The organism is Streptomyces sp. NPDC088915 (assembly GCF_044749825.1).
In the GTDB taxonomy this organism is placed as follows: Bacteria; Actinomycetota; Actinomycetes; order Streptomycetales; family Streptomycetaceae; genus Streptomyces.
Genome location: NZ_JBIVIR010000009.1, coordinates 192,502 through 218,989 on the forward strand (window position 1 = coordinate 192,502; position 26,488 = coordinate 218,989).

Here is a 26,488-nt window from a genome sequence, read left to right on the forward strand (position 1 = left end):
GGACCGTCACCCGGGTCCGGTCGGCGCGGCGGAGGCCGGCCCCCGTCCGTGCGGCGACCCGTCGGGCCGCGTGTGCGGACGGGCCGACGGAGGAGGGCTCATCGCCCAGCGGATCCCGCCGATCGCCAGCCGCCCGCCCGTGCGCGCCGCCGCCCGCACGGGCCGGGGGAGCGGCGGGAGGCCCAACTCCCCGAGGGCCCACGGCGGCAGCAGCTCCACCGCCCCCGCCGCGAGCAGCGCGTACGGCGCGCGGGCCCGGCGGGGGATCGGCGGGTCCCGCAGCAGGAACCGGGCGGCCTCCCGGGCTTCGGGGGTGCCGCCGAGTTCGCTCCGGTACGCCTCCATCCGCCGTGCCAGTTCGGCCAGGGTCCGGGGCGGGTCCTCCGCCCCCAGCTGCTCGGCGATGCGGGCCGCGTCCGCCACGTAGCCGTCGCAGTCGGTACGGCTGAGCGGAGCCGCGCCGTAGCGCAGGTGCGCCCGCAGGAAGCTGTGGACCTCCGCCACGTGCACCCAGCCCAGGAGGTGCGGATCGGAGGCCCGGTACGGCCGTCCTCCGGCCGTCGTGCCCCGCACCCGTTCGTGGACCGCGCGGACGCGCTCCACCGCGTGCCGCGCGTCGTCGGCCGTGCCGAACGTCGTGACCGCGAGGAAGGTGCTGGTCCGCTGCAGCCTCCCCCACGGGTCGCCCCGGAAGCCCGAATGGGCCGCCACGGCCGCCATGGCCGACGGGTGCAGCGACTGCAGCAGCAGCGCCGTCAGGCCCCCGACGAACATCGACGCGTCGCCGTGGACCGTGCGGATCGGCCGGTCCGGACCGAACCACCGGGGCCCCGGTGTCCCGTGGACGCGGGCGCGCGTCTTCTCGCCCGAGGGTCCGGCGACGCGTCGGAAGAGCTCGCTCCCGAGCCGTTCCCTCAGGTCGTCGACGAAGGGCGGCGACCATTCCACAGGGCCAGTATGCGCCCGGCGCGGTGAAGGCCCCCGGTGCGGCGGACGCCGGCCCGCCGCACCGGGGGTCAGTCGGCGAGGACGTCGAGGAGCGGCCGCCAGTCGAGGTGGGAGCTCTCGTCCCCGGCGGGCACGACGCTGTACGTCGTGTTCAGCCAGCGCAGCGCGGGGCCGCGTCCCAGGCTGATCAGGGCGGCGTGGGAGGGGTCGCCCAGACGCAGGACGACCTGGTCGTAGGGGGCGGGCCGGATGTGGACGTCGCCGATGCCGACGGGCCCCTCGGTGCCGGTGAGGAACATGTCGCGGTCCAGCTGCCACACCGTGTCGCCCGTGGGCGTGTGCAGGGTGAGCTCGATGACGAAGGGGGAACGGGACCGGTAGCGGACGGTGGCCCCGAGCGGGACGCGGCAGGAGTCGGTGACCAGGAAGGCGGTGGTCTTCCAGGTGATCTCGCGGCAGACCGGCGGGACGGGAGAACTGGAACGGGACACGGAGGCTCCAACTTCGGACGCCACCCGGGGCGGCGGCGCTTCACAACGCGGTTACCCCGTGAGCCGTGATCACTCCTCGAAAGTGTGGGACTACGGAGGGGAATGTGTCGAGGGATGGTGAGGGTCGTCAACCGACCGTGACGCGCGTCCTCCTCACGGGTCCGCCGAGGGCCGGAACGGGAGGGACGGGCGGCGCCGCGGCCCGCCCCGTGTGAAACGGCGACCGGCAGGAAAGCCGGTGGGCATGGAACTTCTGACGAGACTGCGCGAGGCCGACCACGGACTGTCCAGACGCATGGCCTCCTGGGACTCCCCGTGGGTCCGCGGCCTCCTGCCCCCGCTGGAGGAGGCGGCCGAGCACACCAAGCTGTGGTGGGCGGCGGCCGCGCTCATGGCGGCCGGCGGGGGCCGGCGGGGCCGGGGGGCCGCGGTCGTCGGCGTCACGTGCATGGCGGTCGCGGAACTGCTCTCCAACGGGGTCGTCAAGCAGTGCGTCGAACGGCGCCGGCCGCCGAAGGAGTGGATCCCGCACGACGACGTGGAGGACAGGCCCGAGAGCTCCTCCTTCCCCTCCGGGCACACCGCCGCCGCCGTCGCGTTCGCCGGGTCCGTCGCGCTGTCCTGGCCCCCGGCCGGAGCCGCCTGCGCCGTGCCGGCCGTGCTGGTGGCCGTCGAACGGGTCCACAGCGGCGCGCACTACCCCTCCGACGTCGTGGCCGGTGCCGCGGTCGGCCTCGCGGCGGTCGCGCTGGTGCGGACGGCGCCCCGCCTCCTCGTCCGCGCCGTGGCCTGATGCGGCCGGGTGGCACCCCGGTCCGGTGGTGCCGGAATGGCTTCAACCAGCCGTCCGGAAGGCGCCGCGATGGCCGGGGGGACCACTTTTTTCGGCGTGAGGTTGCCTCCCGGACGGGGCGCATGCCCGGCGCATGGGAGCGCACCGCGCTTCCGGGGGGCGTAACGGGGAACCGGCGGGGGCGTCGGGCAGTCAGCCGGAATGGTGCGGGTGATAAGGCCTCAAGCGGGGGTCAAACGGACTTTCCTTGGCTGGATATCCGACCGAGGGTGGCTCTTGGCATATGACTCGTGCCCTTCCCGAACTTTCCACTTGACGAATTACTGGAAAGTAACGTGAAGGCTCGCATCCTTGGCCGAGGAGGATCCTTTAATCTGACCGGAGTGAGTTCGGTTTTAGGGGGAAGTCTTGGCCGGGGGTGCTCGCCGCCCCGATCCGGAGCGGAGTGGACCGCCGGCCTCCGCGGTCGTGCCGAGACCTCCTCGAAGGGGCGGCGTGCGTGCCGCGCCGTTCGGGGGAAATCCCGATCCGGTCGCCCGGTGGAGCCGGGTGAACCGCGCGTGAAAAAGGCTGGAACGAGATATCGAGAACGGGTGGGAACGTGAGCAATCCCTTCGATGACGAGTCGGGGCGCTTCGTCGTACTGGTGAACCGCGAAGCCCAGTACTCCCTCTGGCCCGCGCACCTCGACGCCCCCGGCGGCTGGGACCGCGAGGGCGTCGAGGGGTCGCGCCAGGAGTGTCTGGAACGGATCGAGAGCGTCTGGACCGACATGCGCCCCGCCAGTCTGGTGGCGGCGATGGAGGCCGAGGCGGGTTGACGGACCGACGGGTCGCCGAGGGGGAGCTGTGCAGGTCAGGCGGCCCTTGAGGTGACCCCGGCGTCAACTTCGTTCGCATAATGAGCAGTTCCGCTCAGAAATGATCCCCTGTCGGTCATGTGTGGCCGACAGGTGTCCGTGGTGTCCCGAAAACCCCCTTCGCGAGACGGCGGTGGGGCACCTCGCGACCTCCTTCCCCTCCTGTCCGGTCCGTGTGGTCCACACGGACCGGACAGGGCGGGCGCGTCCCCGCGCGAGATCCCCACGGCACCCGCGGCGAAGGCCTCGCGGTGTCTCCCCGTGTGCGCCGCCACGCGGGAAAAGACCATTTCCGATCTCAGCCCGCCGAATGCCCGCCCGCCGCTCGACCGTCCCCTGCAAAACCTCACCGAAGGTGTCGTCGGCATGCCTGAATACCCCTCCGTTCCGTCGGACGAATCCACCCCCGAATACCTCGAACTGACTACGGCCCAGCAGGGTGTGTGGTACGGCCAGCTGGTCGATCCGGACAGCCCGAAATACAACATCGGGGAATGCCTGGAGATTCGCGGGGGAGTCGACGAGGGATTATTCTCCGCGGCCCTCGACCGGGCGGCCCGCCTCTGCGACAGCCTGAACCTCGTCTTCGACGCCGACGACGGCGCCGTCCGGCAGCGCGTCGTCCGCCCGCCGGCCGGAACCGGCCGGCTGCACCGGGTCGACCTCACGGAGGCCGACGACCCCGTCGCGGCGGCCGAGCGGTACATGGCCGACGACATGGCCACCGTCGACCGCCTCGAAGCGCCGACCCACCACTTCGCGCTGCTGCGGCTCGGCCCGCGCCTCCACTACTGGTACGTCCGCTACCACCACATCGCCGTCGACGGCCTCGGCGGCGCGCTCTTCGCCCGGACCGTGGCCGACCTCTACGCGCGTGCGGCACGCGGCGAGGACCTCGCGCAGGCGGAACCGCCCACCGGACCCCTGCGCGCCCTCGTGGCCGACGAGGCCGCCTACCGCGCCTCCGACCGGCTGGAGGCGGACCGCGCCCACTGGACCGGCAGGTTCGCCGACCGCGCCGCGGACGGGACCGCTCCCGAGGCCGGCAACCCCCTCCTCAGGAGGCGCACGGACCTGACCCGGCCCGCCGACCGGTCCGCGGACGGCGGCGACCCGCCCGGTCCCGGCACCGTCGACCTGCACACGGGCGAGACCCTCCCGCCGCCCGTGTTCGACGGCCTGCGACGCCTCGCCACCGGCCACCGCACCACCTGGAGCGCGGTCCTCGTCGCGGCGGTCGCCGCCTACACGGCACGGGTCACCGGACGCCGGGAGGTCTGCGTCGGCCTCGCCTCCCACGGCCGCCACGGCTCCCTCCTGCACGTGGTCGGGATGACCTCCACCGTCCTGCCCCTGAGACTGACCGTCGACCCCGGCACGACGGTCGGGGAACTCGTCCGGAGCGTCGCCGCCGAGATGCGCGGAGCCCTGCGCCACCGCCGCTTCTCGCGCGAACAGCTGGCCCGCGAACTGAACCTGGCCGACGGGGCGGCACGCCTCACGGACCTCGTCGTGAACATCATGGGGTACGACTACGACCTGGACTTCGGCGGCAGCCCCGCCACCTCCCGGCTGCTGTCCATCGGCCCCGTCGACGACGTGTCCCTGTTCGTCTCCGAACGGGCCGAGGGAACCGGCCCGCTGATCGGCTTCGACACCAATCCCGCCCTCTACCACCCCGACGACGTCCGCCTCCACCAGCAGGCCGTGGTCGGCTTCCTCACCACGCTCGCCGGCGCGGACTCCGGCACACCCGTGCGCGACCTCCCGCTGCTCGACGCGGAGGCCGCCGGAACGCTCCTCGACCACGGGCGCGGCGCGGCACTGCCGGCCGGGACCACGGCCACGAGCCTGCCCGAGGCGTTCGCCGCGCGCGTCCGCACCGCCCCGGACGCCCCCGCCGTCGTGGACGGCGCCACCACCCTCTCGTACGGCGAACTGGCCGAGCGGGCCACGGACCTGGCCCGCTCCCTCACCGGCTGGGACCTCCGCGCCGAGGACGGGGTCGGCGTCCTCGTGGGCCGCTCGGCCGCCGTCGTGACCGCCTCGCTCGGCGCGGTGGAGGCGGGAACCGCGTACGTGCCGATGGACGCCGACTGGCCGGCCGAACGCCTCGACCGCGTCGCCGGGACCGCCCGCGTCCGCGCCCTGGTCGTCGACGAGGACGCCGCCGGGCGCGACTGGGTGAAGGTGGCCGCCACCCGGCTGCCCGTCCTCGTGGTCGACCGCACGGGCACCGTCCTCCGGGGCGGCCCGCAACGGCCCGGCCCGCTGCCGGGACCCCTGCGCGGCGACCGGCTCGCCTACGTCATGTTCACCTCCGGCTCCACCGGCCTGCCCAAGGGCGTCGGCGTCGGTCACGCCGACGTCCTCGCCCTGGCCGCCGACTCCGCCTGGACCGGCACCTGCGACGCGGTCCTGCTGCACTCGGCGTACGTCTTCGACGCCTCCACCTTCGAGATGTGGGTGCCGCTCCTCAACGGCGGCCGGGTCGTCGTCGCCCCCGCCGGCCTCCTGGACGCGCGCCGGCTCAAGGAGGCGACCGCCCGCGACGGCGTGACCGCCCTCTTCCTGACCACGGCCCTCTTCAACGTCGTCGCCGAGACCGACCCGACGGCCTTCGCGGGCCTGCGCCTGGTCGCCGCGGGCGGCGAGGCCGCCGCCCCCGACCTGATGGGACGGACGGCCGCCGCGGCGCCCGGGACCCGCGTCCTGAACATATACGGGCCCACCGAGACCACCACGTTCGCCTCCCGCCACCTCGTCGGGCCCGGCGCCCCCGGCGTCCCGCCCATCGGCCGGGCCCTCGACGGCACGCGCCTGTACGTGCTCGACGACTCCCTCCGCCCCGTGCCCCCCGGCGTCGTGGGCGAGCTGTACGTGAGCGGCGCCGGCGTCGCCCGCGGCTACCTGGGCCGGCCCGGCCTCACCGCCACCCGGTTCGTCCCCGACCCGTACGACCCGGACGGCGGCCGGATGTACCGCACCGGCGACCTGGCGCGCTGGACCGCGCACGGGGACGTCGAGTACGCGGGACGGTCCGACGGACAGGTCAAGCTGCGCGGCTTCCGGATCGAACCGGCCGAGGTCGAGAACGTCCTGCTCGCCCGCCCCGACGTCCGCGCCGCGTGCGTCCTGGTCCGCGAGGACGCCCCGGGCGACCGCCGGCTCGTCGCCTACGTCGTACCGGCCCCCGGCACCCGCCCCGACGGTTCCGAACTCGCCCGTGCCCTCGGCCGCGTCCTGCCCGCGTACACGGTCCCCTCCGCCTTCGTCCTCCTCGACGCGCTGCCGCTGAACGCCAACGGCAAGGTCGACCGACGGGCCCTGCCCGCACCCCAGGCCCCCGCCGCCCGGGGGACCGCCCCGCGCACCCCGCAGGAAGAGGTCCTGGCGGGCCTGTTCGCCGACGTCCTCGGCGTGCCCGCCGTCGGCGTCGACGACAACTTCTTCTCCCTCGGCGGCCACTCCCTGCTCGCCACCCGGCTCGTCGCACGGGTGAGGGCCGTGACGGGCGCGGACACCGAACTGCGCGACCTCTTCGAGCACCCCACGGTGGCCTCCCTCGCCACCACCCTCGGCACGACCGGGGAGACCCGGCCCGCCCTCGCCCCCCAGGACCGGCCCGACCCGCTCCCGCCGTCCTTCGCACAGCAGCGGCTGTGGTTCCTCAACCGCGCCGAGGACGCGGGGGACACCTACAACGTGCCGCTCGTCCTCGACCTCGACGGGCCCCTCGACACCGGGGCGCTGCGCGGCGCCCTCGCCGACGTGGTCGCCCGCCACGAGAGCCTGCGGACCGTGCTCGCCGAACACGACGGCGCCGCCCGCCAGATCGTGGCCGACGCGCGGGACGCCGGGGCCCTCGTCCCCCTCGCCGTCGAGACGCCCCCGGCGGGCGAACCGGCCGGGGACTGGGCCGAGCGGACGGTACGCCGCCTGACCTCGGAGCCCTTCGACCTCACCACCGACCTCCCCGTGCGCGCCCGGCTGCTCGCCACCGGCCCCGACCGGCACGTCCTGGTGCTCGTGCTCCACCACGTCGCCGCCGACGGCTGGTCCCTGGCCCCGCTCTGCCGGGACCTCGGCTCCGCCTACCGCGCCCGGACCACGGGCACCGCCCCCGACTGGCCGGAACTGCGCGTCCAGTACGCCGACTACACCCTCTGGCAGCGGGAGCTGCTCGGCGACGACGGCGACCCGGAGAGCCCGGTGGCACGCCGGCTCGCCTTCTGGCGCGACGCGCTGCGCGGCGCCCCCGACCTCCTCGAACTGCCCCTGGACCGGCCCCGCCCGACGGTCCCGGACCACCGGGGCGACGCGGTGCCGTTCGACCTGCCCGCCGACGCGTACGCGCGGCTCGGCGCGCTCGCCCGCGACGCGGGCTGCACGCCCTTCATGGTCCTCCAGGCCGCGCTCGCGGTCACGCTCCGCGCGCACGGCGCGGGCACCGACATCCCGCTGGGCACCGCGGTGGCGGGCCGGAGCGACGAGGCCCTGGACGAACTGGTGGGCTTCTTCGTCAACACCGTCGTGCTGCGCACGGACCTCTCGGGCAACCCGACCTTCCGCGAACTGCTGCGCCGCGTGGCCGCGTTCGACCTCGCGGCCTTCGACCGGGCCGACCTGCCGTTCGAGCGGCTGGTCGAGGAGCTCAACCCGGACCGGTCCGGCGGCCACCACCCGCTCTTCCAGACCATGCTGGTGCTCCAGAACCAGCGGACGGCCGCACTGGACCTGCCCGGCGTCACCGTGCGGGACAGATCCCGGCACACCGGCATCAGCAAGTTCGACCTGACGTTCTCCCTCGTGGAGGTCCCGGGGACTCCTGACGCCCCGGAAACCCCGGGGGCCGTACGGCTCGGCGGCCATCTGGAGTACGCCACGGAGCTCTTCGAGCCCGCCACCGCCCGCGCGCTCGCCGACCGGTTCGCCCGCGTCCTCGCCCACGCCGTGGCCGACCCCGACCGCGCCGTCGACGACTTCGACCCGCTCGCCCCGGACGAGCGCGCGGACCTCCTGGAGCGGGGGCGCGGCGAGCGCCGCCCGCTGCCGGCCCTCACCGTGCCCGAGGCCGTGGGGGAGTGGGCCGCCCGCACCCCGGACGCGCCCGCCGTGCGCGACCCGCGCACCACCCTCACGTACGCCGCGCTGCACGCGCGGGCCGACGCCCTCGCCCGCGTGCTGCGCGAGCGCGGCGCCGGCCGCGGCACCCTGGTGGCGCTCGCGGTCCCGGCCTCGGCGGACACCGTCGTCGCCATGCTGGCCGTGCTGCGGGCCGGAGCCGCCTACGTGCCCGTCGACCCCGAGTATCCCCACGCCCGCATCCGCCGGATCCTGGACGACGCGCGCCCCGTGCTGCTCCTCACCGGGAAGGACGTCCCCGCCGACACGCCGACGGGCGGCATACCCCGGCTCTCCCTCGACGACCCGGCCGTACGGGCCGGGGACCCGGCGCCCGGATCCGGGGAAACCGCCGCCCCGCACCCGGCGGACGCCGCCTACGTCATCCACACCTCCGGGTCGACCGGCCGCCCCAAGGGCGTCGTCGTCCCCCACGCGGCCCTCGCCAACCACATGGCCTGGATGGCGCGCCACCTGGACCTCACCCCGGACGACCGGGTCCTCGCCCGCACCTCCACCAGCTTCGACGCCTCCGTCTGGGAGCTGTGGCTGCCGCTCACGCACGGCGCCCAGGTCTGCGTGGCCCCCACCGGCGCCAACCGCGAACCGCGCGAACTCCTCTCCTGGATGCGCCGGTTCGACGTCACCGTGGCCCAGTTCGTGCCCTCCCACCTCGAACTCGTCCTCGCCGAGGAGGCCGGGACGCCGCCGCCCGCCCTGCGAGCCGTCCTGTGCGGCGGCGAACCCCTCCCGCGCGCCCTCGCCGACGCCGTCGCCACCCGGTGGCACGCCGAGCCGCACAACCTGTACGGACCGACCGAGGCGACCATCGACGCCACCGCCCACCGGGTGGACCCGGCGGAGCCCACCCGCACGGCGCCCGGCGGATCCGTCCCCATCGGACGGCCCGTCGACGGGACGCGCGCCTACGTCCTCGACGAGCGGCTGCGCCCCGTCCCGCCCGGCGTCACCGGCGAGCTGTACCTCTCCGGCCCCCACCTCGCCCGCGGCTACCTCGACCGCCCGGGCCTCACGGCCACCAGGTTCGTGGCCGACCCGTTCGACGCCCCCGGCGCCCGCATGTACCGCACCGGCGACCTGGCCCGGTGGAACCGCGACGGGCTGCTCGAACACCTCGGACGCGCCGACGACCAGGTCAAGCTCCGCGGCTTCCGCATTGAACCCGGCGAGGTGACCGCCGCCCTCCTCGACCTGCCCGGCGTCACGGCCGCCTGCGCGGTGGTCCGCGAGGACGCCCCAGGGCGCCGCCGGCTCGTCGCCTACGCCGTCACCGCCGACCCGGCACCGGGCGCCACCGCCCTGCGGGACGCGCTCGCCGGGACGCTGCCGCACCACCTGGTCCCCGAGGCGGTCGTCGTCCTCGACGCGCTGCCGCTGCTGCCCAACGGCAAGGTGGACCGCGGCGCCCTGCCCGCCCCCGCCGACGACGACCCGGACCGGACGGGACCGGGCCCGCGCACCCTCCAGGAGGACCTGGTCGCCGGGATCTTCGCCGACGTCCTGGAACGCCCCTCGGTCGGACCCCACGACAGTTTCTTCGACCTCGGCGGACACTCCCTCCTCGCGATGCGCGTCGTCAGCCGCGTCCGCGCCGTGCTCGGCGCCGACCTCGCCGTACGGACCCTCTTCGAACACCCCACGCCCGCCGCCCTCGCCCGGGTCCTGGACCCGGCGGGACCGGCCCGCCCCGCGGTGACGCCCGTCCGGCGGCGCCCCGACCCCCTGCCGCTGTCCTTCGCGCAGAGCAGGCTGTGGTTCCTCAACCGGCTCGAAGGGCCCGGCTCCACCTACAACGTCCCCCTCGTCCTGGAGCTGCGCGGCGCACTGGACGCGGACGCCCTGCGCGCCGCCCTCCTCGACGTCGTGGAGCGCCACGAGTCGCTGCGCACGGTCTTCCCCGAACGGGACGGGGTGCCCCACCAGACGGTGCTGCCCGCCGCAGGCGCCGCGCCCCGGCCGCCCGTCGAGAGCACGGCGCCGGCGGACCTGGAGGCGGCCGTCCTCGCCGCCGTGCGCGAACCGTTCGACGTGCTCACCGACCCGCCGCTGCGTGCCCGGCTGCTGCGCGCCGCCCCCGAGCACCACGTCCTGGTCCTGGTCCTCCACCACATCGCGGGCGACGGCTGGTCCCTGGGGCCGCTGACCCGGGACCTGGGCGACGCCTACCGGGCCCGGCTCGCCGGCCGGGCGCCCGAACCGGCGACCGGGACCCCGCTCCAGTACGCCGACTACGCCCTCTGGCAGCACGACCTCCTCCGGGAGGACGGCGACGTCCTGGCGCGGCAGCTCGACCACTGGCGCACCGCGCTCGCGGACCTGCCCGAACTGATCGAGCTGCCCCTCGACCGGCCCCGCCCCGCCGTCGCGGACCCCCGGGGCGCCGTGGTCCCCCTCGACGTGCCGCCCGCCCTGCACGCGGGCCTCCTCGACCTGGCCCGCGCCTCCGGCAGCACCCTCTTCATGGTGCTCCGGGCGGCCGTGGCCGCACTGCTGCGGCAGCACGGCGCGGGCGACGACGTCCCCCTCGGCTCGCCCGTCGCGGGCCGCACGGACGAGGCCCTGGAGGACCTGGTCGGCTTCTTCGTCAACACGCTGGTCCTGCGCACCGACCTGTCCGGCGACCCGACCTTCCGCGAACTGCTCGGACGCGTCAGGGAGTTCGACCTCGCCGCCCACGCCCACCAGGACGTGCCGTTCGAACGGCTCGTCGAGAGCCTCAACCCCGTCCGCGCCCGGGACCACCACCCGCTCTTCCAGACCATGCTGGTCCTGCAGAACCAGCGGCCCGTCCGCCCCGACCTGCCCGGCCTCGCCGTCGAGCACCGCCTCGTCCACAACGGACTGAGCAAGTTCGACCTCACCTTCGCCTTCGGCGAGGACGGGGACGGGGCCGGGGACGAGAACGGGGCCGGGGAAGGAGGCGGCCTGTCCGGCGGCGTCGAGTACGCCACCGCGCTCTTCGACCGCGCCACCGTCGAGGCGCTCGCGACCCGGCTCATCCGACTCCTCGAACAGGTGGTCGCCGACCCGGACCGGCGCCTGTCCGGATACGACCCGCTCACCCCGGACGAACACCTCCGCGTCACCCGCTGGGGCACCGGCCGCGCCCTCCCCGCCGAAGCCGGATCCGGCACCGGCACCGGCACCCTGCCCGCGCTCTTCGCGCGGTGGGCGCGCCGCACCCCCGGCGCGCCGGCCGTCACGGACGGCGCCACCACCCTCTCCTACGCCGACCTCGACCGTGCCTCCGCCGACCTCGCCGCCGCCCTCGCCGGGCTCGGCGTCGGACCCGAGGACTCCGTCGGCGTCCTCCTGGGCCGGTCGCCCGCCGTGGTGACGGTCTCCCTCGGCACGGTCCGCGCGGCCGCCGCCTACGTACCGCTGGACGCGCGCTGGCCCGGCGAACGGCTCGACCGGGTCGCCGCCGTGGCGGAGCCCCGCGTCCTGGTCGTCGACGAGGAGAACGCCGCCGGCCCCTGGGTGACCGCACGCGCCGGCCGCCTGCCGCTCCTCGTCGTGGACCGGCTCGGACGCGTCCTGCGCGGCGCCCCCGACCGCCCCGGCACCCCGGCGCCCGTACCCGCCCCGGCCGCCCTCGCCTACACCATGTTCACCTCCGGCTCCACCGGCCTGCCCAAGGGCGTCGGCGTCAGCCACGCGGACGTCGCCGCCCTCGCGCACGACGCGGCCTGGGCGGACGGCGCCGCCGACGCCGTCCTGATGCACTCCGCGTACGTCTTCGACGCCTCCACCTTCGAGATCTGGACCCCCCTCCTCAACGGCGGCCGGGTCGTCGTGGCGCCGGAAGGCCTCCTGGAGGCCCGCACCCTCGACGCCGCCGTCCACGAGCACGGGGTGACGGCCGTCTTCCTGACGACCGCCCTGTTCAACGTCGTCGCCGAGACCGACCCGGGCGCCTTCGCCGGCCTCCGGACGGTGTGCGCGGGCGGCGAACTCGCCTCCCCCGACGCCCTGCAGAGGGTCGCGTCGCTCGCCCCCGACACCCGGGTCCTGCACGTCTACGGACCCACCGAGACCACCACCTTCGCCACCCGGTACGCCGTCGCCGCCGACCTCCCGGCCGGACCGCCGCCCATCGGCCGCCCCCTGGACGGCATGCGCCTGTACGTCCTGGACGACGCCCTCCGCCCGGTCCCGCCGGGCGTGGTGGGCGAGCTGTACCTGGCGGGACGCGGCGTGGCGCGCGGCTACACCGGACGCCCCGGCCCGACCGCCACCCGCTTCGTCGCCGACCCCTTCGCGGCCGACGGCGGCCGCATGTACCGCACCGGCGACCTCGTGCGCTGGACCCCGGACGGGCACGTCGCGTACGTCGCCCGCGCCGACGGCCAGGTCAAGCTGCGCGGACACCGCGTCGAACCCGGCGAGATCGAGGGCGTCCTCGCGGGCCTCCCCGAGGTCGCCGACGCCTTCGTCCTGGTCCGCGAGGACGTGCCCGGCGACCGCCGGCTCGTCGCCTACGTCGTACCGGCCGCCGGCACGCGCCCCGACCCCGGCGCGCTCGCCCGCGAGGTCGGCCGCGTCCTGCCCTCCTACATGGTCCCCGCCGCGATCGTCCCGCTCGACGTCCTCCCGCTCACCCCCAACGGAAAGGTCGACCGCGCCGCCCTCCCGGCGCCCGCCCACGACGCCCCGGCCCGCGGCCGGGCCCCGCGCACCGCCCGCGAGGAGATCGTCTGCGGCCTCTTCGCCGACCTGCTCGGCCTGCGGACCGCGGGCGCCGACGACGACTTCTTCGCCCTCGGCGGCCACTCCCTGCTCGCCACCCGCCTCGCCGCCCGGCTGCGCACCGTCCTCGACGTGGAGATCGAGGTCAGGACCGTCTTCGAGCACCCGACGCCCGCCGCGCTCGCGGCCGCCCTCGACGGCGCGGGAACGGCCAGGGCACGGCTCGAACGGGTCGCGCACCGGCCCGACCCGATGCCGCTGTCCCCCGCGCAGCGACGCCTGTGGTTCCTGCACCGCTTCGAGGGCCCGAGCGCCACGTACAACGTGCCGCTCGTCCTGCGCCTGGACGGCCCGCTGGACACGGACGCCCTGACCCGCGCCCTCACGGACGTGGTCGAACGGCACGAGAGCCTGCGCACCGTCTTCCCCGACACCGGGGGCGTGCCGGGCCAGCGGGTCCTCGACGCCGCCGGCGCCGACCTCGACCTGACGCCCCGCGACGTCGCACCGGACCTGCTCGACGCGGTCCTGAGCGCCGAGACCGCGTACGCCTTCGACGTGAGCGCCGAGCGGCCGGTACGGGCCCGGATGCTCCGCCTCGGGGAGGACGCCCACGTCCTGGTGCTCCTCGTCCACCACATCGCGGGCGACGGCTGGTCCCTCGCCCCCCTCGCCCGCGACCTCGGCACGGCCTACCGCGCCCGCGTCGCGGGGGAGGATCCGACCTGGGCCGAACTCCCCGTCCAGTACGCGGACTACACCCTGTGGCAGCGGGAACTCCTCGGCGACGAGGAGGACCCGTCCGGCACGGCCGCCCGGCAGTTGGAGTTCTGGCGGACCGCGCTCGCTGGACTGCCCGACCTCCTCGACCTGCCGCTCGACCGGCCGCGTCCGGCCGTCGCCAGCCACCGGGGCGACGCGTTCGCCTTCCCGGTGGACGCCGCGACGCACCGCGCCCTCGCCGACCTCGCCCGGTCCCGGGGATGCAGCCTCTTCATGGTCCTCCAGGCCGCCCTCGCGGTGCTGCTGCGCGCCCACGGCGCCGGCGAGGACGTCCCGCTGGGCACGCCCGTGGCGGGCCGCACCGACGAGGCGCTCGACGACCTGGTCGGCTTCTTCGTCAACACCCTGGTCCTGCGCACCGACCTGTCCGGCGACCCCACCTTCGACGAAGTACTCGACAGGGTGAGGGAGTTCGACCTCGCGGCCTACGCCCACCAGGACGTGCCCTTCGAACGGCTCGTGGACGCGCTCGACCCCGAGCGGGCACAGAACCGCCACCCGCTCTTCCAGACCATGCTGGTGCTCCAGAACCAGGCCGGGGCGAGCGTGGACCTGCCGGGCCTCACGGTGACGGAGCAGCCGGTCCGCACCGGCATCAGCAAGTTCGACCTCACGTTCACGTTCACCGAGCGCCGCGACGGGGAGGGCCGCCCGGCCGGACTCGACGGGCACCTGGAGTTCGCCACCGACCTCTTCGCGCCCCCCACCGCGCACGCCCTCGCCGCCCGTCTGACCCGGCTCCTCGGCGCGCTCGCCGCCGCCCCGGACCGGCGGATCCGCGCGGTGCACGTCCTGACGGCGGACGAGCGGACCGCGCTCGTCCGGAGCGGACACGGCCCCGCCCGGACGGTAGGGGCGCGGACCGTGCCCGAGGCGTTCCGCGCCCAGCGCGACTGCACCCCCGGGGCGGTCGCCGTACGGGACGGCGAGCGGAACACCACCTTCGCCGAACTCGACGCGCTCTCCGACGCGATGGCGCGCCTGCTGCGCGGGCGCGGGGTCGGCCGCGGGGACGTGGTGGCGCTCGCGATGCCCGGCACCACCCACCAGGTGGTGGCGATGCTGGCGGTCGCCAAGGCGGGCGCCGCGTGGCTGCCGGTCGACCCGGAGTACCCCGCCGCCCGGCTCGGCTTCGTGGTCGACGACGCACGGCCCGTCCTGCTCGTGACCACGACGGCGACCCTGAGGACGCTGCCGGACCTGCCGGTGCCGGTCCTCACGGTCGACGGACCGGAGACGGCGGCGGAGCCCGTACCCGAGCCCGTATCCGTATCCATACCGGACGCCGCACCGGACCCGCGGGACGCCGTCTACGTCATCCACACCTCCGGATCGACCGGCCGTCCCAAGGGCGTCGTCGTCACCCACGCCGCGCTCACCAACCACATGGCCTGGATGGCCGGCCACCTGTCCCTCACCGACGCCGACCGCGTCCTCGCCCGCACCTCGCCCAGCTTCGACGCCTCGGTGTGGGAGACCTGGCTGCCGCTCCTGCACGGCGGCGCCACCTGCCCGGTGCCGCCGGCCCTCAACCACGACCCGGCCGGACTCCTCGCCCGGATGCGCCGGGAAGGCGTCACCGTCGCCCAGTTCGTGCCCTCGCTCCTCTCCCTCGTCCTCGGCGAGACCGGGCGCGAGGAACCCCCGGCCTCCCTCCGGGCCGTCCTGTGCGGCGGCGAGCCCCTGACCGCCTCCCTGGCCGAACGCGCCGGGCGGGCCTGGGGCGCCGAGGTGCACAACCTGTACGGACCGACCGAGGCGACCGTCGACGCCACCGCCCACCGCCACCACCACCGGCCCACCGACGCCACGCCGTCCGGACCGGCCACGTCCGGACCCACCACGTCCGGACCCACCACGTCCGGCCCGACCGCGTCCGGAACGCGGGACGCGGGCACGGTGCCCCTCGGCCGGCCGATCGACAACACCCGCGCGTACGTCCTCGACGACGCCCTCGCCCCGGTCCCGCCGGGCGTGGTGGGCGAGCTGTACCTGGCCGGCGAGGGCCTGGCGCGCGGCTACCTCGGCCGCCCCGGCCTGACCGCCGAACGGTTCGTCGCCGACCCGTTCGGACCCCCCGGAACGCGGATGTACCGCACGGGCGACCTCGTCCGCCGCGACGCGGACGGCCGCCTCGGCTACGTGTCCCGCGCCGACGACCAGGTCAAGCTGCACGGCCTGCGCATCGAACCCGGCGAGATCGAGGCCGCCCTCACCGCGCTCGACGGCGTCGCCGCCGCCTCCGTGCTCGTCCGCGAGGACCGGCCCGGCGAGCAGCGCCTCGTCGCCTACGCCGTCCCCGAGCCCGGCGGCCCCGGGATCCCCGACGCCCGCGCCCTGCGGGAACGCCTCGCCGCGTCCCTCCCGCCGTACATGATCCCCGCCGACTTCGTCCCCCTGGACGCGCTGCCGCTGCTGCCCAACGGCAAGACGGACCGGCGCGCCCTCCCGGCCCCCGCCCGGCCCGCCGCCGGAACCGGACGGAAGGACGGCGGGAAGCCGCGCACCGAGCGGGAACGGATCCTGTGCGACGTGTTCGCCACGGTGCTGCGCGTGCCCGAGGTGCGCACCGACGACGACTTCTTCGCCCTGGGCGGCGACAGCATCCTCTCCATCCAGCTGGTCAGCCGGATCCGGGAGAACCGGCTCGGCGTCACCCCCCGGGACGTCTTCCTGCACCGCACGCCCGAGGCGATCGCGGCGGCGGCCGAGGAACTCGACGAACGGACCCCGGCGCCGGTCGACGACGGCGTGGGCACCATGCCGCCCACCCCCATCGCCGCCTGGTTCCTGGACCGGCCGGGCCCCACGGACGGCTACAACCAGTCCGCGGTGCTGCGCACCCCCGCGGGCGCCGACGAGGAACGCCTCGCCGCCGCGCTCCAGCTCCTCGTCGACCACCACGACATGCTGCGCGTACGGGTCGTGCGCACCGCCGGGGGCGAACCGGCCCTGGAGACCCTGCCCCGGGGGACGGTGCCGGCCGGTCCCCGCCTCACCCGGATCGACGTCACCGGGCGGAACGCGGACGAGGTCCGCTCCGCCCTCACCGAGGCGGGCGAGCGGGCCGGGCGACGGCTGCGGCCCGCGCACGGCGAGGTGTTCGGGGCGGTGTGGTGCGACGCCGGGCCGGAGGCCCGCGGACGGCTCCTGCTCGTCGTGCACCACCTGGCGGTCGACGCGGTGTCCTGGCGCGTGCTCGCCGAGGACCTGGCGACGGCCTGGCGCGCGGTGAACGCCACCACCGACCCGGTGCGCACGTCCACCGGGACCGACCCCGCACCGGTTCAGGACGCCCCCGTCCTCCCGCCCGTCACCACCTCCTACCGGTCCTGGGCGCGCCTCCTCGCCACCCAGGCCGAGGAAGGCACCCGGGCGTCCGAACTCCCGCTGTGGGAGACGGTGGCGCGCGCCTCCGACCCGCCGCTCGCCGACCGGCCCCTCGACCCCGCGCGGGACACGGCGGGCCGGACCCGGACCCTGACCACCCACCCGGCGGCCTCCCGCACCGGAGCCCTGCTCACCACCGCCCCGGCCGCCTTCCACGCGGGCGTGGACGACGTCCTGCTCGCCGCGCTCGCCCTCGCCGTCCGCTCCTGGCGGGCACACCGCGCCGACCGGACCGGGGCGCCGCGCCCGGAGGGCACCGGCGTCCTGATCGACCTGGAGAGCCACGGCCGCGAGCAGATCGCCGCACACCTCGACCTGTCCCGTACGGTCGGCTGGTTCACCAGCCTCTACCCCGTCCTGCTCGACCCCGGCCCCCTCGACCCGCGCGACCCCGCCCGCTTCGACGCCGGTCTCGTGGACCGGGCCGTCAAGCGCGTCAAGGAACAGCTCCGGGCCGTGCCGGACCACGGCATCGGCCACGGCGTGCTGTACCGCCTCGACCCCGGGGCGCGGGCCCGCCGCGACGGCGCGGCCGAACCGCAGATCGGCTTCAACTACCTCGGCCGGTACGCGGCGCAGGACCCGGCGGGCGACGGGGACGCCGACTGGCAGGTGGTGCTCGACGGCGGCGGCCCGGCCGCCCAGGACCGGGACATGCCCGTCCACCACGTCCTGGACATCAACGCCCACACCGAGGACCGGCCCGGCGGACCGCGCCTCGTGACGCGCTGGACCTGGCCCGCCGACCTGCTCGACGAGGAGGACGTGGCGGCCCTCGCCGACGCCTTCGACCGGGCCCTGACCGCGATCGCCGAACACGCCGAACGGCCCGACGCGGGCGGCTGGACGCCGTCCGACCTTCCCCTGGTCTCCCTCGACCAGAACCAGCTCGACCGACTGAAGAACAAGTGGGGTGGCCGCAAGTGACCGGGTTCCAGCTCGAAGACGTCCTGCCGCTGACGCCGTTGCAGGCGGGCATGCTCTTCCACGCCCTGTACGACTCCGACGCCGTCGACGTCTACACCGCGCAGTTCGCCTTCACCCTCGAAGGCACCGTCGACACGACCGCGCTGCACGCCGCCGTCGGCACGCTCCTGCGCCGGCACGCCAACCTCCGCGTAGGCTTCCTCCACGAGGACCTCGACGAGCCGGTGCAGGCCGTGGCCGCCGACGTCCCCGTGCCCCTGGAGCAGTACGACCTCACGACGCCGGACGACGGGCGGACGGTCGAGGAGCGGGTCCGCGCCTTCCTCGCCGCCGACCGCACCCGGCGCTTCGACCTCACCACGCCGCCGCTGATGCGGTTCTCCCTGCTGCGCACCGGCCCCGGCCGCCACCGCCTGGTGATGACGAGCCACCACATCCTGCTCGACGGCTGGTCGATGCCGATCCTGGTGCGCGAGCTGTTCGAGCTGTACGCGCACCGGGGCGACGACCTCACCCTGCCCCGCGTCACCCCGTACCGCACCTACCTCGCCTGGCTGGCCGGGCAGGACAAGCCCGCCGCCCTCGACGCCTGGCGCACCGCCCTGGCGGGCGTCGAGGCGCCGACGCTGCTCGCCGGGCGCGGCGCGGCGGAGACGGCACGCCCGGACGAACTGCCCGAGACCCTGGTCCTCGCACTCGACGCCGTGACCAGCGAGCGGTTACGGGCGACCGCCCGCGCCCACCGGCTCACCCTCAACACCCTCGTCCAGGGCGCCTGGGGCCTGCTGCTCTCCCGGCTCACCGGCCGCGACGACGTCCTCTTCGGCACGACCGTCTCCGGCCGCCCGCCGGAGCTGCCCGGCGTCGAGTCGATGATCGGCCTCTTCATCAACACCGTGCCGGTGCGCCTGTCCCTCCGCCCCGGCGAGACCCTCGCCGAACTCCTCACCCGGCTCCAGGACGAACAGGGCCGACTGCTCGGCAGCCAGCACGTGGGCCTGACCGAGATACGCGCGACGACCGGCCTCGACGCGCTCTTCGACACCCTGGCCGTGTTCGAGAACTACCCGCTCGACGAGGAGACCCTGCGCACCGCCCGGCAGGGGCTCCCCGGCCTCGCCGTCACCGGGTTCGAGGGCACGGACGCCGCGCACTACCCCCTCACCCTCACCATCGCCCCCGGCACCGCCCTGCGCATCACGTTCGGCTTCCGCCCCACCGCCCTGGACCGCGAGGAGACGGCCCGCACGGTCGCCCGCATGCGCGCCCTCCTGACCACGCTGGCCGACGGCCTCGACCGCCGGGCCGACACCGTGTCCGTCCTGCTCGACGGCGAGCGCGAGACGCTGCTCGCCCGGGGTGAGGGCGCCGCCCTCCCGGCCGCCGCCCTCGCCACGGGCCTCCCGGACGCCGTCGCCCGGCACGCCGCCGCCCGCCCGGACGCGGTCGCGGTCACCGGAGCCGGCGAACGGCTCACGTACGGGGAGCTGTGCGCCCTCGCCGACGACCTGGCCGGAACCCTGACGGGGCTCGGCGCGACCGCCGAGGAGGGCGTCGGCCTCCTCCTCGGCCGCTCGGCCGCCCAGGTCACCGCGCCGCTCGGCGTCCTGCGCGCGGGCGCCTCCTACGTCCCCCTGGACCCGCGCTGGCCCGAGGACCGGCTCTCCCGGGTGACCGGGGCCGCCGCCCCCCGCCTCCTCGTCGTCGACGCGGAGAACCGCACCCATCCCTGGGTGCGCTCGCTCGGCCCCGGGACGCGGATCGTCACCGTGGACGCCGCCGGCCGCGTACGGGACGGCCGCCCCGCCGCCCCCGGCCCGCTGCCCGCCGCACCCGGCGGCGCCCGGCTCGCGTACACCATGTTCACCTCCGGCTCCACCGGCCTGCCCAAGGCCGTCGGCGTCACCCACGCCGACGTCGCCGCGCTCGCGGCCGAACGGACCTGGGACGACGGCGCGACCGACGCGGTCCTGCTCCACTCGGCCTACGTCTTCGACGCCGCCACCTTCGAGATCTGGGTGCCGCTGCTGCGCGGCGGCCGGATCGTGGTGGCACCGGACGGAGTGCTCCAGCCCGGACGGCTCAGGGAACTCGTCGACCGCCACGGCGTCACCGCGGCCTTCCTCACCACCGCCCTGTTCAACGTCTTCGCCGAGACCGACCCCGGCGCCCTCGGCCTGCTCCGCCTCGCCGCCGCCGGAGGGGAGGCCGCCGCCCCCGGAGTGCTCCAGCGGCTCGCCGCCGCCCACCCCGGCACCCGCTTCTTCAACGCCTACGGCCCCACCGAGGCCACCACCTTCGCCCTCCTGCACCGGGTCGCCGCCGACGAGGACCCGGACGGCGTGCCGCCCGTCGGACGGCCCCTCGACGGGGTGCGCGCCCTCGTCCTGGACGCCTCGCTGCGCCCCGTGCCGGACGGCGCCGAGGGCGAGCTGTACCTGGCGGGCCCGGGAGTGGCGCGCGGCTACCTCGGGCAGCCGGGGCAGACGGCCACCCGGTTCGTCGCCGACCCCTCGGACCCGGCCGGCGGCCGCATGTACCGCACCGGCGACCTCGTGCGCCGCACCCCCGACGGAGACGTCCTCTACGTGGGCCGCGCCGACCAGCAGGTCAAGCTGCGCGGCCACCGCATCGAACCCGGCGAGATCGAGGCCGCCCTGCGCGCCCACCCGTCGGTGCGCGCCGCGTGCGTCGTCGTCCGCGAGGACCGGCCCGGCGACCGCGTCCTGACCGCCTACGTCGTCCCGGCCCCCGGCCGCACACTCGAGCCGGCCGCCCTCGTCGCGCACGTGGGCGGCAGCCTGCCCGCCTACATGGTGCCCGCGGCCGTACAGACCCTGGACGCGCTGCCGCTGACGGCCAACGGCAAGCTCGACCGGGCGGCCCTGCCGGCGCCCGCCGCCGCCCCGGCCACCGCCGGGCGGGCCCCGCGCGGCGCCCGCGAGGAGATCCTCGCGGGACTCTTCGCCGACGTGCTCGGCCTGCCCGAGGTCGCCGCCGACGACAACTTCTTCGCGCTGGGCGGCCATTCGCTGCTCGCGACCCTGCTCGTGGGCCGCATCCGCACCGCGCTCGACGCCGAGACCGAGATCCGCACCCTCTTCGAACACCCCACCGTCGCCTCGCTCGCCGCCGCCCTGGAGGACGCCGGACGCCCGGCCCGCCCGCCCCTGACGGCCCGGCCGCGTCCCGACGCGCTGCCCCTGTCGTACGCCCAGCGGCGGCTGTGGTTCCTCCACCGGCTCGACGGCCCCTCGGCCACGTACAACATCCCCTTCGCCGCACGCCTCGACGGCCCGCTCGACGTCGACGCCCTGCGCCTGGCCCTCCACGACGTCGTCGCCCGCCACACCCCCCTGCGCACCGTCTTCCCCGAGCGGGAAGGGCATCCGGTGCAGCACGTCCTCGCGCCCGGGGACGCCCGGCCGGTGCTCCCCGTCGACTCCGTCGACGAGGACAAGGGCGCGGACCGGATCGCCGAGGCCGTGGCCGAACCCATCGACGTCGAACGCGAACTCCCCCTGCGGGCCACCCTGCTGCGGCTCGCGGACGAGTCCCACGTCCTCGTCCTCGTGATCCACCACATCGCCGCCGACGGCTCGTCCCTGGCCCCCCTCCTCCACGACCTGGGCACCGCCTACCGGGCCCGTCTCGGGGGAGCGGCCCCGGCGTGGACCCCGCCGCCCGTCGACTACGCCGACTACACGCTGTGGCAGCGGGAACTCCTCGGCGACGAGACGGACCCCGACAGCCAGGTCTCGCGCCAGCTCGCCTTCTGGCAGGACGCCCTGGCCGGACTGCCCGCCTGCGTCGAACTGCCCCGGGACCGCCCGCGCCCCTCCGCGCCCCGGCACGAGGGCGCCACCCACCACTTCGCCGTCGACGACGCCACGGCCCGGCGGATCGCCGCACTCGCCCGCGAGAACGGGTGCAGCGTCTTCATGGTGCTCCGGGCGGCCCTCGCCCTCCTGCTCTCCCGGCACGGCGCCGGCGAGGACGTCCCCCTGGGCACGGCCGTCGCCGGACGCACCGACGAGGCGACCGCCGACCTGGTCGGCTTCTTCGTGAACACGCTCGTGCTGCGCACCGACCTGAGCGGCGACCCGACCTTCCGCGAACTCCTGCACCGCGTCAAGGAGTTCGACCTGGCCGCCCACGCCCACCAGGACGTCCCCTTCGAACGGCTCGTGGAGCTCCTCAACCCGGCCCGCGCCCAGCACCACCCGCTGTTCCAGACGATGCTGGTGCTCCAGAACCACGCCCCCGCCGCCCCCGTCGACCTCCCCGGCCTCACCGTCCACGGCGTGCCGGTCGACCTCGGCGCCAGCAAGTTCGACCTGGCGTTCACCTTCGTGGAGACGCCCGGCGGCGAGGACGCGCCCGGCGGCATGCGGGCCTCCGTCGACTACGCGACCGAACTCTTCGACGCGGACACCGTGCGCGGCCTGGCCGACCGGCTCGTCCGCCTCCTCGGCACCGTCACCGAGGACCCGGGCCTGCCCCTGCACGCCTACGACGTCCTCGGCGACACCGAGAACGCCCGCCTCGCCCGGTGGGGGACCGGACCGCGCCGGGACCTGCCGGAGGAGACCTTCCCCGCGCTCTTCGCCCACCGGGTACGGCAGACCCCGGACGCCCCGGCCGTCCGCGACGCGCACACCACCCTGACCTACCGCGAACTCGACGCGCGCGCCGACGCCCTCGCCCGGCGGCTCGCCGCCCGGGGCATCGGCCCGGAGGACCGGGTGGCCGTGGCCCTGCCCCGCGACGCCGGCCTGGTGGTCGCCCTGCTCGGTGTGCTCAGGGCCGGAGCGGCCTACCTGCCCCTCGACACCGACTACCCGGCCGCCCGCCTGGCCCACATGCTCGACGACGCCGCCCCCCGCCTGCTGCTCACCACCCCCGAGCTGCACCGGCGCCTCCCGGACACCCCGGTCGCCCCCCTCCACCCGGGAGACGACGCGCCCGCCGCGGACCCGTCCGCCCCGCTGCCCCTCCCGGACGCGGCGCACCCGGCGTACGTCATCTACACCTCCGGCTCCACCGGCCGCCCCAAGGGCGTGGTCGTCACCCACCGGGGCGTCGGGGCGATGGCCGCGACCCAGCGGGAACGGCTCCGGCTCACCCCGGACAGCCGCGTCCTGCACCTCGCGTCGGTGAGCTTCGACGCCGCCTTCTGGGAGCTGTGCATGGCCCTGCTCTCCGGGGCCTGCCTGGAGATCGACGCACGCGAGGCCCTGCTGCCCGGACCGGCCCTCGCCGCCCGGGTCCGCGACCACGGCATCACGCACCTGACGCTCCCGCCGGCCGCCCTCGCGGTCATGCCGCCGGACTCGCTCCCCGCCGGGACCACGATCGTCCTGGCCGGCGAGGCCTGCCCGCCCGCCCTCGCCCGGACCTGGGCGCGCGGACGGCACCTCGTCAACGCCTACGGCCCCACCGAGACCACCGTCTGCGCCACCATGAGCGGCTTCCAGCACGCGGACGGGCCGCTCGCACCGGACCGCACGGTGCCGATCGGCGCACCCGTCGACGGCACCCGGGTACGCGTCCTCGACGACCGGCTCGCCCCCGTACCGCCCGGCGTGGTGGGGGAGCTGTACGTCTCCGGCGAGGGCCTGGCCCGCGGCTACCACGACCGGCCGGGGCTCACCGCCGCCCGGTTCGTGGCCGACCCGTTCGACCGGACGGGCGGCCGCATGTACCGCACCGGCGACCTGGCCCGGTGGAACCACCTCGGACAGCTCGAATACGTCGGACGCGTGGACGACCAGGTCAAGCTGCGCGGCTTCCGCATCGAGCTCGGCGAGGTCGAGGCGGCGCTCACCGCGCTGCCCGGCGTCGCCGCCGCCTGCGCCGTCGTACGGGAGGACCGGCCCGGCGACCGCCGCCTGGTCGCCTACACCGTGCCCGCCGAGGGCACGACGGCCCTCGACACGGCGGAGGTACGGGCCCGCCTGGCGGACGTCCTGCCGGACCACATGGTCCCCTCCGCCCACGTGGTCCTCGGCGCGCTGCCCGTCACGCCCAACGGCAAGACCGACCGCAAGGCCCTGCCGGCGCCGGAGGAGCCGCGCTCCGGCGGGCGCGAGCCCCGCACGGACCGGGAACGGGCGCTGTGCGAGGTGTTCGCGGAGACGCTCGGACTGCCCCGGATCGGCGTCACGGACGACTTCTTCGACCACGGCGGACACTCCCTGCTCGCCGTCACCCTGGCCCAGCGGATCGAGGAGCGGTGCGGCCGGCGCCCGTCGCTGCGCGCCCTGTTCGCCGCCCCGACGGTCGAGGGCGTCGCCCGCCTCCTGGACGACACCGAGGACGCCGCCGCCCCGAGGCCGGTCGACTGGGCGGCGGAGGTCCGCCTGCCCGAGGACGTCACCGGCGCCGGACGGGCACCCGCCCCGGCGGACCCGGGACGGCGACGCCCCTCCCGCCCCTCGCCCCGGCCCTTCCTGACCGGCGCCTCCGGCTTCCTCGGCGCGTTCCTGCTGCGCGACCTGATCGAGACGACCGGCGGCCCGGTCGACTGCCTGGTCCGGGCGTCCGACGAGGAGGACGGCGCGCACCGGCTGCGGGAGAACCTGCGGCGCTACGGCCTCTGGCACGACCGCTACCGGGACCTGGTCCGCCCCGTGCCCGGCGACCTCGCCGCCCCGGGCCTCGGCCTCTCCCCGGAGGCCCGCACCGGCCTCGTCCGCCGGCTCGGCCCGGTGCTGCACAACGGCGCCCGGGTCAACTTCGCGGCCGGCTACCGCGACCTGCGCGCCGCGAACGTCGCCGGAACCGGGGAACTGCTGCGGCTGCTCGCCGACTCCGACTCGCCCGGCATGCACTACGTGTCCACGACGAGCGTCCACGCCCCGTCGGCCGGCCCCGTGACGGTCACGGAGACGACGCCGACCGGCCCGCCCGAGGAGCTGCCCGACGGCTACGCGCAGAGCAAGTGGGTCGCGGAGGGCCTGATCGGCCTGGCGCGCGAACGCGGCCTCCCCGTCACCGTCCACCGGCCCGGCCGCATCAGCGGCGACACCGCCACCGGCGCCTGCCAGGACCGCGACCTGCTGTGGCAGCTCGTCAAGGGCTGCCTCCAGGCGAAGGCGGTCCCCGACCTGCCGCACGGGTCGACGGGCTGGGTGCCCGTGGACTACGTCAGCGCGGCGGTGGTGGCGCTCGCCTCGGCCGGCCGCGACGGCACGGAGACCTTCCACCTCACCCATCCGGACGCCCCGGACCTGGAACGGGTGTTCGCCGTCGCCGAGACCCTCGGTTACGAGCTGCGCAGGGTGCCCGCCGAGGAGTGGCGGGCGCGCGTCGCGGCCCGCCCCGACAACGCCGCCCAGCTGTTCCTCGGCGAGGGCGGGAACGGGAGCGGGGGCGCCGGGGGAGCGGTGGACGCCGACGGGCGCCGCTTCGACTCCCGCCGCACGGCCGGGGCCGCGGCGGAACTCGGCGTACGGCCACCGGCCCTGACGGAGGAGGTCCTCGTGCGCTACCTGGCCTACTTCCGGGGCACGGGCTTCCTGCCGGCCCCGGACGCCCCTTAGGGGACGAGGCGTTCCACCGTACGGGCGACCGAGTCGTAGCTCCGGGCGGAGGTCCACGCCCCGGCCGGGACACCTGCCGACGGGGAGAGCACCTCGTCCGCCGACCCGTCCCAGGAGGCCTCGCGCCCGCGGCCGAGCGTGATGTGGGGGACCCAGCGGACCGGATCGAGGAGGGGGTTCGCCCGCCCGCTCTCCGGCGCTTCGCGCAGGGTCCGCCATACCGCCTCGTGCAGCCGGAGCAGGGCGTCGTCGGGCCGTACGGCCCACGCCAGGACGTGGACCCGGCCGGAGAACCGTACGAGCCCGTCGAGGCGCAGGGGGACGGGCAGCGCCTCCGCCAGCAGGCGGACCAACCGGGCGCGCACCTCCGGCGGGAGGTCGTCGGCCGAGGCGAGGGTGAGGTGGGGCCGGTTCGTCGGATGGCGGTGCCCGGCCCGGCTCGGCAGGCCGGCGTCCGCCAGACGCCGCCACGCGTCCCGGACGGCCCGCTCGGTCGCCGGGTCGGGCAGCAGTTCCACGCTGTGCACATGAGCAGCCTACGGCCGCGCGCCGCGTGCGGGAGAGCGGCGGCGGTGTGACGATGGTGGCCCCGGACGGCGGCGACCGGCAGGTGAGGAGGCCGCCGCTCCACCGGTCTTCCCGTCGAGGAGTGGATGCGTCGCATGGACAGGTCCGGACTGATCGAGGCGGTCACGCGCAAGGTGGCGGACGGGGACGCCCCGTCCTCCGAGCAGATCGGCCGTGTCGTCGACGCCGTGTTCGGCACGGTCGAGGACGCGGGGGCGATCGCGGAGGCGCTCAAGGAGGGCGCGACGGTCACCCTCCTGGGCTTCGGCAGCTTCCACGACGAGGAAGGCCAGGTGGGTCTGCGGCCGGGCAAGGCCCTCGACGAGTTCGTCCACGGCCGGGTCGGCTGAGG

General features: G+C 76.1%; 8 protein-coding genes. 5 read left to right on the forward strand and 3 right to left on the reverse strand.

Translation table 11 applies throughout. The features are described from left to right. Positions 1-6: 6 nt before the first annotated feature. Entirely contained in the window at positions 7-948 is a 942-nt protein-coding gene (locus ACIP5O_RS18445; RefSeq protein ID WP_401294481.1) for an oxygenase MpaB family protein, read from the reverse strand. A 68-nt stretch (positions 949-1,016) separates the two neighbouring features. Beyond that, positions 1,017-1,439, reverse strand: a complete 423-nt coding sequence (locus ACIP5O_RS18450) for an SsgA family sporulation/cell division regulator (protein ID WP_401294483.1) — start codon at positions 1,437-1,439, stop codon at positions 1,017-1,019. Between the two features lie 244 nt (positions 1,440-1,683). Here ACIP5O_RS18450 and ACIP5O_RS18455 point away from each other — a divergent pair, with 244 nt between their 5' ends. The 4 genes from ACIP5O_RS18455 (at position 1,684) to ACIP5O_RS18470 (ending at position 25,569) form a co-directional block, all read left to right on the forward strand. Next, positions 1,684-2,232 carry a phosphatase PAP2 family protein gene (locus ACIP5O_RS18455; RefSeq protein ID WP_401294485.1) on the forward strand — a complete coding sequence of 183 codons (549 nt, stop codon included), beginning with the start codon at positions 1,684-1,686 and terminating at the stop codon, positions 2,230-2,232. A 601-nt stretch (positions 2,233-2,833) separates the two neighbouring features. Next, positions 2,834-3,052 (forward strand): MbtH family protein, encoded by a 219-nt coding sequence (locus tag ACIP5O_RS18460; protein WP_401294487.1) that lies wholly within the window; start codon positions 2,834-2,836, stop codon positions 3,050-3,052. Positions 3,053-3,457: 405 nt separating this feature from the next. Then, on the forward strand, positions 3,458-18,025 hold the full coding sequence (locus ACIP5O_RS18465) for an amino acid adenylation domain-containing protein (protein ID WP_401294489.1): 14,568 nt from the start codon (positions 3,458-3,460) through the stop codon (positions 18,023-18,025). Next, the gene (locus tag ACIP5O_RS18470; RefSeq protein WP_401294491.1) at positions 18,022-25,569 is read left to right on the forward strand and encodes an amino acid adenylation domain-containing protein; all 7,548 of its coding nucleotides are present in this window, start codon (positions 18,022-18,024) and stop codon (positions 25,567-25,569) included. The genes ACIP5O_RS18465 and ACIP5O_RS18470 overlap by 4 nt, the downstream gene beginning before the upstream one ends. Here the strand turns inward: ACIP5O_RS18470 and ACIP5O_RS18475 are convergent. Then, a complete protein-coding gene (locus tag ACIP5O_RS18475) occupies positions 25,566-26,096 on the reverse strand; it encodes a 2'-5' RNA ligase family protein (RefSeq protein ID WP_401294493.1) in 531 nt (176 codons plus the stop codon). The genes ACIP5O_RS18470 and ACIP5O_RS18475 overlap by 4 nt on opposite strands. A gap of 135 nt (positions 26,097-26,231) precedes the next feature. On the opposite strand from ACIP5O_RS18475, the gene ACIP5O_RS18480 reads away from it, so the two are divergent. Further along, a complete protein-coding gene (locus ACIP5O_RS18480) occupies positions 26,232-26,486 on the forward strand; it encodes a DNA-binding protein (protein ID WP_401294495.1) in 255 nt (84 codons plus the stop codon). The last annotated feature ends 2 nt before the right edge of the window (positions 26,487-26,488 follow it).

Bases quoted from the DNA above. Each gene is read 5' to 3' on its own strand.
- ACIP5O_RS18455 (WP_401294485.1), top strand. From the start codon at position 1,684: ATGGAACTTCTGACGAGACTGCGCGAGGCCGACCACGGACTGTCCAGA.
- ACIP5O_RS18465 (WP_401294489.1), top strand. From the start codon at position 3,458: ATGCCTGAATACCCCTCCGTTCCGTCGGACGAATCCACCCCCGAATAC.
- ACIP5O_RS18480 (WP_401294495.1), top strand. From the start codon at position 26,232: ATGGACAGGTCCGGACTGATCGAGGCGGTCACGCGCAAGGTGGCGGAC.